Annotated in this window: 9 protein-coding genes; 7 read left to right on the top strand and 2 right to left on the bottom strand. The window is 60.0% G+C overall.

The window, feature by feature from the left end:
• Nucleotides 1–152: 152 nt before the first annotated feature.
• The 5 genes from G5358_RS10095 to G5358_RS10115 all read left to right on the top strand — a co-directional run bounded on the left by G5358_RS10095 (nucleotide 153) and on the right by G5358_RS10115 (nucleotide 8,861).
• A complete protein-coding gene (locus G5358_RS10095) occupies nucleotides 153–3,212 on the top strand; it encodes a beta-galactosidase (RefSeq protein ID WP_421324036.1) in 3,060 nt (1,019 codons plus the stop codon).
• A gap of 276 nt (nucleotides 3,213–3,488) precedes the next feature.
• Entirely contained in the window at nucleotides 3,489–4,475 is a 987-nt protein-coding gene (gene mglB / locus G5358_RS10100; RefSeq protein ID WP_005340747.1) for a galactose/glucose ABC transporter substrate-binding protein MglB, read from the top strand.
• A 53-nt stretch (nucleotides 4,476–4,528) separates the two neighbouring features.
• On the top strand, nucleotides 4,529–6,049 hold the full coding sequence (gene mglA / locus G5358_RS10105) for a galactose/methyl galactoside ABC transporter ATP-binding protein MglA (protein ID WP_042081798.1): 1,521 nt from the start codon (nucleotides 4,529–4,531) through the stop codon (nucleotides 6,047–6,049).
• 16 nt (nucleotides 6,050–6,065) lie between these two features.
• Entirely contained in the window at nucleotides 6,066–7,076 is a 1,011-nt protein-coding gene (gene mglC, locus G5358_RS10110; protein ID WP_005342585.1) for a galactose/methyl galactoside ABC transporter permease MglC, read from the top strand.
• Nucleotides 7,077–7,127: 51 nt separating this feature from the next.
• Nucleotides 7,128–8,861 (top strand): methyl-accepting chemotaxis protein, encoded by a 1,734-nt coding sequence (locus G5358_RS10115; RefSeq protein ID WP_421324037.1) that lies wholly within the window; start codon nucleotides 7,128–7,130, stop codon nucleotides 8,859–8,861.
• Nucleotides 8,862–8,928: 67 nt separating this feature from the next.
• On the opposite strand, the gene trmA is transcribed toward G5358_RS10115, so the two are convergent.
• Entirely contained in the window at nucleotides 8,929–10,062 is a 1,134-nt protein-coding gene (gene trmA / locus G5358_RS10120; RefSeq protein WP_421324038.1) for a tRNA (uridine(54)-C5)-methyltransferase TrmA, read from the bottom strand.
• Nucleotides 10,063–10,232: 170 nt separating this feature from the next.
• Between trmA and G5358_RS10125 the strand changes: the two genes are divergently transcribed.
• Together G5358_RS10125 and G5358_RS10130 are read left to right on the top strand one after the other, a co-directional pair.
• Complete coding sequence (locus G5358_RS10125) at nucleotides 10,233–11,375, top strand: DUF5610 domain-containing protein (protein ID WP_421324039.1); 1,143 nt, start codon at nucleotides 10,233–10,235, stop codon at nucleotides 11,373–11,375.
• An 89-nt stretch (nucleotides 11,376–11,464) separates the two neighbouring features.
• Nucleotides 11,465–11,998, top strand: a complete 534-nt coding sequence (locus G5358_RS10130; RefSeq protein WP_421324040.1) for an ATP--cob(I)alamin adenosyltransferase — start codon at nucleotides 11,465–11,467, stop codon at nucleotides 11,996–11,998.
• A 99-nt stretch (nucleotides 11,999–12,097) separates the two neighbouring features.
• Here G5358_RS10130 and G5358_RS10135 read toward each other — a convergent pair.
• Nucleotides 12,098–12,817, bottom strand: a 720-nt coding sequence (locus tag G5358_RS10135) for an alpha-amylase family glycosyl hydrolase (RefSeq protein WP_421324041.1), incomplete at its 5' end; no start/stop codon positions are given.

Here is a 12,817-nt window from a genome sequence, read left to right on the forward strand (position 1 = left end):
CAGTTATTGTTTTACCTATTTTTAATCATTTTTACTCCGCTTTACTTAACAAATTAAGTGTAATCGTTTACATCTGTGTGAGCGAGATCGCCGTTCCCTGCGTCATACTTCTCTAGACTGAATACGTTTTCCAATCAGTAGGGAGAGAGTGAATGCTCAGGGAGATAGTGGCGCGTCAGGATTGGCAGACTCAGGCCATTACGTCGGTAAACCGGCTGGCTGCCCATACCCCCATGTTCAGCTGGCGCAGCGAAGCGGATGCCAGAGGTGATTTGGCCTCTTCCTCCCGTCTCTTGCTCGATGGCGAGTGGCGCTTCTCCTTCTTTGCCGCTCCCGAGCGGGTGCCCGAGAGCTGGCTGGCTCAGGATCTGGTGGATGCCTGCCCCATTACAGTGCCGGGCAACTGGCAGCTGGATGCTGCCTATCCAGCTGCGCGGCCGCTCACCGATGGCCCCATCTACACCAATATCAAGTACCCCTTTCCCTGCGATCCACCCCGGGTGCCGGCAGAGAACCCCACCGGTTGCTACTCCCGTGAGTTCGAACTGCCCTCCGACTGGCTGGCAAGCGGCCAGAGCCGGATCATCTTCGACGGGGTTAGCAGTGCCTTCCACCTCTTCTGCAACGGCCGCTGGGTAGGTTACTCTCAGGACAGCCGGCTGCCCGCCGAATTCGATCTGACCCCATATCTGCAGAGCGGTCGCAACCGGTTGGCGGTGCTGGTGCTGCGCTGGTCCGACGGCTCCTATCTGGAAGATCAGGATATGTGGTGGCTGTCGGGGATCTTCCGCTCCGTCGGCCTGCTGCACAAACCGTCCCGCCATCTGATGGATATGCGGGTGACCCCTGAGCTGGATGCCTGCTATCGGGATGGCCGTCTCAAGATTGCCCTGCAAGTTGCCAATGGGGCTGGGCTGTCGGTGGAGGCCAATCTCTATGACGGTGGCGAGCGGGTCGCGACCCTGCGCCAGCCGATTGGCACCCAAGTCATTGACGAAAAAGGGGCTTATGACGATCGCGCCGAGCTGTGGCTCGATGTAGCTGCGCCGCGCAAGTGGAGCGCCGAGACGCCCCATCTCTATCGCCTTACCCTGACGTTACTGGACGAGCAGGGCCAGGCCATCGAGAGCGAGGCGTGCGATGTGGGCTTTCGGGTGGTGGAGATCTGTGGCGGTCTGCTGCGGGTCAATGGTCAGCCGCTGCTTGTTCGCGGTGCCAACCGTCATGAACACCATCCCGCCAAGGGTTATGCCATCGATCGTGCCACCATGGAGCGGGATCTGCTGCTGATGAAGCGCCATAACTTCAACGCGGTGCGCTGCTCCCATTATCCCAACCACCCCGACTTCTATCGCCTGTGCGATCGGCTCGGCCTCTATGTGGTGGACGAGGCGAATCTGGAGACCCACGGCATGACCCCCATGGGGCGGCTGACGCGGGATCCCGCCTGGAGTAACGCCTTTCTGGAGCGGGCGACCCGCATGGTGGCACGGGATTTCAACAACCCCTCGATCATCATCTGGTCGCTGGGCAACGAGTCGGGTTACGGCCCGGCCCACGATGCCATGTATGGCTGGATCAAGCGCAGCGACCCGAGCCGCCCGGTGCAGTACGAGGGGGGGGGGGCCGATACCCCGGCCACCGACATCATCTGCCCCATGTATGCCAGAACCCATCAGGATCAACCCTTCCCGGCGGTGCCCAAGTGGGCGCTGGCCAAGTGGATCGGCCTGCCCGGCGAGCACCGGCCGTTGATCCTCTGCGAATATGCCCACGCCATGGGCAACAGTCTGGGGGGTTATGCCCACTATTGGCAGGAGTTTCGCGATCATCCACGTCTGCAAGGCGGGTTTGTCTGGGATTGGGTCGATCAGGGGCTCGACAAATACACCGCCGATGGTCGCCACTACTGGGGCTATGGCGGCGATTTTGGTGATGTGCAAAACGATCGCCAGTTCTGCTGCAACGGTCTGCTGTTCCCGGATCGCACCCCCCATCCCGCCCTGTGCGAGGCTAAGCGTGCCCAGCAGCCGTTCCACTTCACCCTGCTCGAGCACACCCCGCTGCGGGTGCGGATCGAGAGCGAATACCTGTTCCGGGAAACCGACAACGAGCGGCTTTGCTGGCAGCTGTGCGAGAACGGTCATGTGCAGCAGCAGGGGGACGTTTCCCTTGAGCTGGCGCCACAGGGGATGGTCGAGTTGACCCTGAGCGAGGCGTTGCCCACCTTTGCGGCAGGTTCACTGGCCTGGCTCGATCTGGCCATCGTTCAGCCGCAGGCCACCCCCTGGTCGCAGGCGGATCACAAGGTCGCCCGTCAGCAGTTCACCCTGCCGACCCCCCTTGCTCTGCCTGCTCCCGCCGCTGCCGCCACCCTGAGCGAGCAGCCGGATGGCTGGCGGATCACCGCCGCAAACAGCCAGTGGTGGCTCGACAAGCAGAGCGGCCGTATCACCAGTTGGCAAAAATCGGGGCAGGAGCAGCTGCTGGCGCCGATCATGGATCACTTCTATCGGGCGCCGCTCGACAACGACATCGGCACCAGCGAAGCGGATCACGCCGACCCCAACTCCTGGATTGCTCGCTGGCAGGGTTGTGGCCTCGGTCAGTGGCAGCACCGCTGTCTGGGGATCGCGGTCGTCGGAGGGGATATCCGGGTCAGCCATGGTTACTTCCACCACGATGAGCTGCTGCTGGTGAGTCACTGGCATCATCGCTTTACCGACGATGGCGCCATGAGCCTTGAGATAGAGACCGAGCTGGCGCAGGTGCTGCCTTCGCTGCCGCGGATCGGTCTGCTGCTTCATCTGGCCGAGGTGCCAGCGCGAGCAGAATGGCTGGGGCGTGGGCCGCACGAGAACTATCCGGATCGCCTGCTGGGCGCCGATCTCGGTCGCTGGAGCCTGCCGCTGGAGGCCATGCATACCCCTTACATCTTCCCGAGCGACAACGGCTTGCGCTGCGATACCCGCCAGTTGCAGTTGGGCAGCACGACGGTGAGCGGCAGCTTCCATTTCAGTGCCAGCCGCTTCAGTCAGCAACAGCTGGCCGCTGCTCGTCACCAGAGCGATCTGGTGGCAGAGGAGGGGCTGTGGGTCTGTCTCGATGGTGCTCACATGGGAGTGGGCGGAGATGACTCCTGGAGCCAGAGCGTGCGTCCCGAGTATCAACTGCTCGAGCATCGTTACCGTTGGGGCTGCACTCTCCGTTAAGCCAGCTATTGAGGGGACTGCCTGGCCAGTGCGCCATTTTGACAACAGGCCAGTAACGACTAGCCTCAATGCTGTGGAAATGATTGAGTCTCAAAACTGATTTTTATTCATATGCATTTGAAAAATAAAAACAAAGTTTCAATGTAACAGAGTGTAATCGTTTTCATTTTGTCGTCATGATCACAGAAGAAATGACAACAAACTGATTACATTAATTGGCGCTTGCTCAATTGCTCGCCACCCTACAACACAGATAGACACATCGGAGCACACATAATGAAAAAACTGACCACAGTTGCCGCCCTGCTGATGGGCATGATGGCTGGAGCCAATGCCCAGGCTGATACCCGTATCGGGGTGACCGTTTACAAATATGACGACAACTTCATGGCGGTCGTGCGCAAGGCCATCGAGAAGGAGGCGGCAGCCACTCCGGGGGTGGAACTGCTGATGAACGACTCCCAGAACGACCAGTCCAAGCAGAACGACCAGATCGACGTGCTGCTGGCCAAAGGGGTGAAGGCGCTGGCCATCAACCTGGTTGACCCGGCTGCGGCGCCGGTAGTGATTGAGAAAGCCCGTGGCGAAGATATCCCGGTGGTCTTCTACAACAAGGAGCCGAGCGCTACCGATCTGGCCAGCTACGACAAGGCCTACTACGTGGGTACCGACTCCAAGGAGTCAGGGATCATCCAGGGCCAGCTGATTGCCAAACACTGGAAAGCCCATCCGGAGTGGGATCTGAACAAGGATGGCGTGATCCAGTTCGTGCTGCTGAAAGGGGAGCCGGGCCACCCGGATGCCGAAGCGCGCACCTCCTACGTGGTCAAGACCCTGAACGATGGCGGCGTCAAGACTGAACAACTGCACATGGATACCGGTATGTGGGATACCGCCATGGCGAAAGACAAGATGGACGCCTGGATCTCCGGCCCCAACGCCAACAAGATCGAAGTGGTCATCGCCAACAACGACGGCATGGCAATGGGCGCAGTCGAATCACTGAAAGCCCAGGGCAAGACTGCCATTCCGGTATTCGGCGTCGATGCGCTGCCGGAAGCGCTGGCCATGGTCAAGAGCGGTGCCATGGCGGGTACCGTGCTGAACGATGCGGCCAACCAGGCCAAAGCCACCTTCGAGCTGACCAAGAACCTGGCTGAAGGCAAACCGGCCGGTGAAGGCACCAAGTGGAATATCGTCGACAAGGTAGTACGTGTTGCCTACGTCGGTGTGGATAAAGACAACCTGTCCCAATTCGAGTAATTCCCCCCTCCAGGGCAAGGGAGATCCCCTTGCCCTTTTTTCAACCAGATGTGATGGCTGATATGACAACACAGCAACAATCAGAATGGCTGTTGGAGATGATTGACGTCAGTAAGAGCTTTCCCGGCGTCAAGGCACTCGATAATGTCAATTTACGGGTCCGTCCTCATTCTGTGCATGCGTTGATGGGCGAGAACGGAGCGGGAAAATCCACACTGCTCAAGTGCCTGTTCGGCATTTACGAGAAGGATCAGGGCAAGATCTTCTTCAAGGGGCAGGAGATCAACTTCACCTCCTCCAAAGAGGCGCTGGAGAATGGCGTCTCCATGGTGCATCAGGAGCTCAACCTGGTGCTGCAGCGTACCGTGATGGACAACATGTGGCTCGGCCGCTACCCCACCAAGGGGTGGTTTATCGACCACGGCAAGATGTATGACGACACCAAGCGCATCTTTGATGAGCTGGATATCGACATCGATCCCAAGGTGAAGGTCGCGACCCTGTCGGTCTCCCAGATGCAGATGATCGAGATCGCCAAGGCGTTCTCCTACGATGCCAAGATCGTCATCATGGACGAACCCACCTCCTCCCTGACCGAGAAAGAGGTGAACCACCTCTTCAAGATCATCAACAAGTTGAAGGATAAGGGGTGCGGCATCGTCTACATCTCTCACAAGATGGAGGAGATCTTCCAGCTCTGTGACGAGATCACCATATTGCGGGATGGCCAGTGGGTGGCAACCCAGCCGCTCAAGGGCATGACCATGGATCAGATCATCGGCATGATGGTCGGCCGTGAACTGACCCAGCGTTTCCCGGAAAAGACCAACCAGCCGAAAGAGGTGATCCTCGAGATCGAACACCTGACGGCGAAGAACCAGCCCTCCATTCAGGACATCACTTTCAACCTGCACAAGGGGGAGATCCTCGGCATCGCCGGACTGGTGGGGGCCAAGCGCACCGATATCGTCGAGACCCTGTTCGGTATTCGCGATCGCAGCCAGGGCAGCATCAAGCTGCACGGCAAAGAGGTAGCCAACCACAACGCCCACGAAGCGATCCGCAACGGCTTTGCGCTGGTGACGGAAGAGCGCCGCTCCACCGGTATCTACTCCCGACTCGATATCGCCTTCAACTCCCTGATCGCCAACATGGACAGCTACAAGGGCTCCATGGGGCTGCTCAGCGACAACAAGATGAAGAGCGATACCCAGTGGGTGATCGACTCCATGCGGGTCAAGACGCCGACCCAGCAGACCCAGATCGGTTCCCTCTCCGGGGGCAACCAGCAGAAGGTGATTATCGGCCGCTGGCTGCTGACCCAGCCGGAGATCCTGATGCTCGACGAGCCCACCCGCGGCATAGACGTCGGGGCCAAGTTCGAGATCTACCAGCTCATCCTGGAGCTGGCGAAGAAGGACAAAGGGATCATCATCATCTCGTCAGAGATGCCGGAATTGCTGGGGATCACCGACCGCATCATGGTGATGAGCAATGGCCGGGTCGCCGGGATCGTCAATACCAAAGAAACTGACCAGAGCGAGATACTGCGCCTGGCATCTCTGTACCTCTAGAGACAGGAAGACATTTATGGAGTCGGCTAAAAATTTCAATCTGATGCAGGCGCTCAAGGAAAACGCCATCTATCTGGTGCTGCTGGTGCTGCTCATGGTCATCGTGATCCAGGAGCCTTCCTTCCTGAGCCTCACCAACTTCAGCAACATTCTGACCCAGTCCTCGGTGCGGGTCATCATAGCGCTGGGGGTGGCGGGCATCATCATCACCCAGGGTACGGATCTTTCGGCCGGTCGTCAGGTCGGTCTGGCGGCACTCATCGCGGCCACCATGCTGCAGGCGCTGACCAACGTCAACAAGGTGTTCCCGACGCTGGGGGAGGTGCCCATTCCGGCGGTGATCCTGCTGGTGTGTGTGGTGGGGGCGCTGATCGGTCTGGTCAACGGTCTGATCGTGGCCTACCTGAACGTTACCCCGTTCATTACCACCCTGGGCACCATGATCATCGTCTACGGTATCAACTCCCTCTACTTTGACTCGGTAGGGGCTTCGCCGGTGGCCGGGTTTGACCCCCGCTTCTCCAGCTTCGCCCAAGGGTTTATCCGGATAGGAGGATTCAAACTCTCCTATCTCACCTTCTATGCGGCCATCGCCAGCGTCTTTGTCTGGGTGCTGTGGAACAAGACCCGCTTTGGCAAAAACATCTTCGCCATCGGCGGCAACCCCGAGGCGGCCAAGGTCTCCGGTGTCAACGTAGCCGTCAATCTGGTGATGATCTATGCGCTGGCGGGGGTCTTCTACGCCTTCGGCGGCATGCTGGAAGCGGGTCGGATCGGCAGTGCCACCAACAACCTGGGCTTCATGTACGAGCTGGATGCTATCGCAGCGTGCGTGGTGGGCGGCGTGTCGTTTGCTGGCGGGGTGGGAACGGTTGCGGGTGTGATCACCGGCGTACTCATTTTCACTCTGATCAACTATGGTTTGACCTATATCGGGGTCAGCCCTTACTGGCAGTTCATCATCAAGGGCGGCATCATCATTCTGGCGGTGGCATTGGATTCCATGAAGTACGCCAAGAAGAAATAACGATTGGCAGAGAGGGTTGGCGTTGCCAGCCCTCTCTTCTGGAGGGAACCCATGCCATTCAAGGTCAAGATTTACCTCTTGCTGCTACTGGCCATTCTGGTCACCATCGGCACCGCCGGGCTCAGCGTCAACCACTTCATCAGTGGCTACATTCGCACTCAAGCCACCCACAACATCAACGAACAGATCACTCTGGTCAAAGAGAAGCTGGCCAGCGACATCAATCAGAAAATCCTGCTGGCCGCCAACCTCAACTTCGGGGTGACCAACGTCAAGAAGACCCTGCAAGAGACCGGCTTTCACAACATCGTCAAAGTGATCGGCGACATGGCATTCGACGTGAGCGGCGTCATCAACGACAGCGCCAGGGTCGATGCCCTGCGCAAGCTGATCCCCGCCGCCAACAACCAGATTACCGTCAGCCCGCTGCAACAGGTGGATGGCAAGCCGGTTATCACCATTCTGGTGCCGCGCGGCGCCGATTCCGCCTATCTCTACTACCTCGACATGAGCGAGTTCAAGAGCCTGCTGGCGAAGATGAGTGGCGAGGGGCGCTACTTCTCGTTGGCCGACAGTCAGGGCAACAGCCTATATGACAGCAAGCCGCAAGGGGAGAGCGAAGCGCGTCCCAACCAGCTGGATATTCGCGGCAACAGCTGGACGCTGACCGGCTACATCGATCTTGACTATATCCGTGCCATGACCCGGTCACTCAACGGCCAGATCATCATGGCGCTGTTTGGTGTGGCGATAGTGGTGATGGTGCTGGCAATGCTGGCGCTCAACGTGGCTTATCGACCCATTGTTTCGTTACGGGATCTGGTGCTGGAGCTCTCTCGCGGCAGCGGCGATCTCACCCGCCGGTTGGCGGTGACCAGCAAGGATGACCTGGGCCAGATCTCGGCCGGGATCAACCGTTTTATCGAACGCTTGCAGGAGATGATGGGGGAGGTGCAGGAGGCGAGCGGCCAGCTCAACAGCGGCATCGAGGGGCTGGCCAGCCAGACCGGCGCCGCCCAGTCCCTATTGGCGGACCACGTGCGCGAGACCGAGCAGGTGGTGACCGCCATCAACGAGATGAGCCGCACCGCGGTCTCCGTCTCCGAGAGTGCGGCCAGCACCGCCCAGCTTACCGGCCAGAGCCAGCAGCTGGCGAGCCAGTCTCGTCAGGTGGTGGATCAGGCGATGGCCAGCGTGATGGCGCTTGTGGATGAAGTGGAAGCCACTGCCCGCTCCATCGAGGCGATGCAGCAGGATGTGCAGCAGATTGGCTCAGTGCTGGGGGTGATCGGCAGCATTGCCGAACAGACCAACCTGCTGGCCCTCAACGCCGCCATCGAGGCAGCCCGCGCCGGTGAACAGGGGCGCGGTTTTGCGGTGGTGGCAGACGAGGTGCGCTCCCTCGCTGCCCGCACCCAGCAGAGCACAGCCGAGATCCAGACCATGCTGGCCAGTCTGCAGCGGGGCACCCGAACTGTGGTGGATGCCATGGGCAATACCAAGCAGAGCTGTCAGGGGGCAGCCGAGAACACCACCAGGGTCAACGAGTCGCTGGATCTGATGGCAGGGGAAGTGGTGGAGATCAATGGTCTCATCAGCCATATCGCCACGGCGGCGGAGCAGCAGAGCGCGGTGGCCGAAGAGATCAATCGCAACATGAGCGCCATCGCCGAGGTGATCCGCCAGCTGACCCACAATGGCGAAGCGACGGTTGCCAGCTCCGCGGCGATGCAGCAGACCTACGACCGGCTGCGGGAGATCGTGGGTCACTTCCGGCTGGAGTGAGGCCGGTGTTCAGCCAATAACTAAACAGGGCCATCCGGCCCTGTTGTTGTTTTCCCGTCTGCCTGAATCAACCGGCCTTGCGGCGCAGATAGACCCCGGCTTCCATATGATGGGTCCAGGGGAACTGGTCGAACAGGGCGAAACGGGCGATTTCGTGGGTTTCGCCCAGCACGGCCATGTTGGCCTGCAGTGTCTCGGGATTGCAGGAGATGTAGAGGATGTTGTCGTACTCCTGCACCAGCTTGACGGTGGCATCGTCGAGACCGGCGCGGGGCGGGTCGACGAAGATGGTGTTGCACTGGTAGCTCTTGAGATCGATCCCCTTGAGGCGGTTGAACTCCCGTTCACCACGCATCGCCATGGTGAACTCCTCGGCCGACATACGCAGGATGATCAGGTTGTCGACGCCGTTGGCGGCGATGTTGAACTGGGCGGAGTCGACGCTCGGCTTGGCGATTTCGGTGGCCAGCACCTTGCGGAAGTTCTGCGCCAGCGCGATGGAGAAGTTGCCATTGCCGCAATAGAGCTCCAGCAGGTCCCCTTCGTTCCCCTTGGTCACATCCAGCGCCCAGGCCAGCATCTGCTCGTTGATGGCGGCGTTGGGCTGGGTGAAGCTGTTCTCCACCTGCTTGTAGATGAGCTGGCGACCCGCCACGTTGAGCTGTTCGATGACGAAGTCATCCCCCAGACAGATCTTCTGCTTGTGGGCGCGGCCAATCAGCTGTAGCTCGAACCCCTTGGCGCGCAGATCTGCCTGCAGCGCTTCGGCGGCTTGTCGCCATTCGGCCTCCAGCTTGCGGTGATAGAGCAGGCTGACAATGATCTGGCCGGACTGGGTGGAGAGGTAGTCAATCTGGAACAGTTTGCGGCGCAGCACCGGATGTGGGCGCAGCCCCTCCAGCAGCAGCGGCATCAACTGGTTGATGAGGCGGCTGGCGGTGGGGAAGTGGTCTATCTTGATGATCTCTTTGGTCGCCGGGGCATACATGCAGTGGAAGAGGTCATCCCCTTCGTGCCAGATGCGAAATTCGGCGCGCATCCGGTAGTACTCCGCCGGTGAGCTGTGCACTTCCAGCGCCGGGAGGGTGAAGCCGGCAAACAGCTCGGTGAGGCGAGCGCGCTTTTCGTCGAGTTGGGCCTGATAGTCGGCCGCGGTTCTAGGCGCCGGAGCGTTCGCGGAAGGCTGTTGGGATTGGGTCATAAATACCTCACATGCACACCGGCCGGGCCGGGTCGAAATCGGGGGAAGGCAACAGGCCACCCAAAGGGGCCCGATTTTAAAAGCCAGCCGCAGATTGTCCAGCATTTTGTGGTCAAGAAGTGTTCAGTCAGGCCGATAGCTGATCTACAGGCATGGTGGGAGGACACATTATGCAGATCGAAGGCGTGGGCGCAGCCCAACCCAAGGGAGTGGGTGTTTCTCCCAAATCGCCCCAACAGGCGGAGCAGAAACAGGTCAAGAGTGAGGAGGAGGTCTCCTTGCACAAGCCGCCCAAGTGGGCGCAGGTGCTGATCCAGCAGGCGTTGCAGTTCTCGCTGGAGATCAACGGCCAGGGCTATCAGGCGCCGAAGGTGAAAGAGCCCGAGGAGATCACGCCGGAGACACTGTTCGACTTCCAGTCGGTGGCGGACAACGTGCTGCAGTTCGTGACCGGGCGGCTCGGTGCCGCGCGGGCCGATGGCAAATCCGACGACGACCTGACCGGGATGATGGAGCAGGCCCGCAAGGGGGTCGACAAGGGCTTTGACGAGGCGAAGAAACAGCTCGGCAAGTGGGCGACTGACAACGACGATATCAAAACCGGTATCGATCAGAGCTACAAGCTGATCCAGAAAGGGCTCGAGGAGTTCGAGAAGGAGTTCTTCGGCAAGGTTTCCCCGACCGACATGGGACAGGCCGAGATGGCCAGTCGCCAGCAGGGCTATCTGGAAATCCAGACCAAGGATGGCGACAAGGTGGTGCTGCGCTTCAACGATAGCTGGCAGACCAAGTCCCAGAGCAGCGAGAGCGGCAGCCAGTTCAGCCTCAAATCGAGTCAGAGCTTCAGCTTCTCGTTGGAGGGGGATCTCAACAGCGACGAGATGGAGTCCATCGGCAAGCTGGTCAAGGGGATCGACGAGCTGGCGGGGAGCTTCTTCTCCGGCAACTTCGAGGATCTGCTGGATAAGGCGAACGAACTGAAACTGGACGACAGTCAGCTGGCCTCCTACTCCCTCAAGCTCAAGCAGAGCGTCAAGCTGAGTCAGACCTATCAGGGAGCGCACTCCCTGCAGGATCTGCTCAAGCCATTTGCCGACTACTTGCCGAAGCTGGATCAGGTGCAGAAACAGGCGGATAGCCTGCTGCCAGCATCCCAGCAACAGGCGCTGACCCCGGCCGTGCTGGCCGCGAGAGGAGAAGAGGAACCGGCGCAGGTCGATCGCTTCACCAGCTTCAACCAGCGGATGCTGGAGGCGCTGCGGATGATCAACCAGTTCCAGCCCTCCACCGAGCCCGCCAGTAAGAACGCCTGAGCCACAGCGCGTAACGCAAGTAATAAGCTGCCGTTTGCCAGCCCTTCCCGGGGCTGGCAAACTGGTCTTTTCTCCAACCCGGTTGCCCCATGAACCCCAAGAAGCCAAGAGACAAGCGCGAGCTCTGCTACCCCTTTATCTTCGAAACCTCGCTCAAATGTGATTTTGAAATCGCCACCGACGAGCTCTGCTGTCAGGTCGGGGCCGTGCTGTCACACCTTGCGCCGAATGCCGATACCGAGCCCATGCTGGCGGATCTCGCGGCGTTGCAGCGGCTTATCTACAACCTAAACGGCTCGGTACGCGGCAAGTTGGGGATCTTCGATGCAGACCTTGAGTGGCTCAAGGCCCGTTACGACCACTATAACGAGGCGAGTCGAGGCAGCGTCACCGGTTTCGTGCTGCCGCAGGGGCCGCAGCCCATTCCCACCCTCCATCTGTGCCGCTGCGGCAGCAAGAAGGTGGTACGGCTGCTGGTGCGGCTGGAAGAGAGCGAGGTGGTCTTCGATCCCATTCTCTATCGCTTCGCCAACCTGCTGGCCAACTTCTTCTTCGTGCTCACCGTCTACCTCAAGCAGTGCTGGCAGGTGCCGGAAGTGCCCTACGTCAGCATCAACTACTGATGGTGGCTGGCTAGGGGCCAGACGTCATGGTGGATTGAATGGAATAAAAAACCGGAGCCTTGGGCTCCGGTTTTGTTTTTCAGCGCGTCAGTTGCCCGCTCAGCTGGAGATCAGCACCCGGGCCGAGTTGGCCGGAATGGTCAGCTGCACCTCGCCCTGCACCACTTCGAACTTGTCGCCGTTGAAGGCATCGGTGAAGCGGCTGGCGGGGCTGGCGGTCTGCCACAGGGGCAGGCTGATGGTGCGCGGCTCGCTCGGGTGGCGGTTGCAAGCCACTACCACCTGATCGCTTTGCAGGGTTCGGGCGAACACATAGCTGTGGGGCCCGGCGTAGAGGGTCTGGATATCGCCACGGCGCAGGGAGGGGCGCTGGCGGCGGATCTGGATCAGCCGACGATAGTGGTCGTGCAGCACGTGATCCCAGTCTGTGGTATCCCACGGGAAGCAACGGCGGCAGTCCGGGTCGTTACCGCCGGAGAGTCCCACTTCATCGCCGTAGTAGATGGAGGGCACGCCGATATAGGTGAGCAGCAGGGTGGCCGCGAGGCGCATCCGCTGCTTGTCCTCGCCCAGCAGATGGAGGAAGCGGGCGGTGTCGTGACTGTCCAGCAGGTTGAACTGGGCCAGCTGGTTCTTGAACGGGATATGGGCCCGCGCCAGTTTGAGCCAGCGATCCAGCTCTTCGGCGCTGATCTTGATGGGGTGGTAGGCGATATCCTTGCCAGCCAGGAAGGCACGGATCGGGTGGGCGAAGCCGTAGTAGTTCATGGCGCCGTCCTCCTGATCCCCTTGCAGCCACTGGCTCGCCTCGAAGAAGTG

The organism is Aeromonas sp. 604176, assembly GCF_049170755.1.
Lineage (GTDB): Bacteria > Pseudomonadota > Gammaproteobacteria > Enterobacterales > Aeromonadaceae > Aeromonas > Aeromonas veronii_A.

Coding starts and splice junctions, on each gene's coding strand:
- G5358_RS10095 (WP_421324036.1), top strand. CDS start 153: ATGCTCAGGGAGATAGTGGCGCGTCAGGATTGGCAGACTCAGGCCATT.
- mglB (WP_005340747.1), top strand. CDS start 3,489: ATGAAAAAACTGACCACAGTTGCCGCCCTGCTGATGGGCATGATGGCT.
- mglA (WP_042081798.1), top strand. CDS start 4,529: ATGGCTGATATGACAACACAGCAACAATCAGAATGGCTGTTGGAGATG.
- mglC (WP_005342585.1), top strand. CDS start 6,066: ATGGAGTCGGCTAAAAATTTCAATCTGATGCAGGCGCTCAAGGAAAAC.
- G5358_RS10115 (WP_421324037.1), top strand. CDS start 7,128: ATGCCATTCAAGGTCAAGATTTACCTCTTGCTGCTACTGGCCATTCTG.
- trmA (WP_421324038.1), bottom strand. CDS start 10,062: ATGACCCAATCCCAACAGCCTTCCGCGAACGCTCCGGCGCCTAGAACC.
- G5358_RS10125 (WP_421324039.1), top strand. CDS start 10,233: ATGCAGATCGAAGGCGTGGGCGCAGCCCAACCCAAGGGAGTGGGTGTT.
- G5358_RS10130 (WP_421324040.1), top strand. CDS start 11,465: ATGAACCCCAAGAAGCCAAGAGACAAGCGCGAGCTCTGCTACCCCTTT.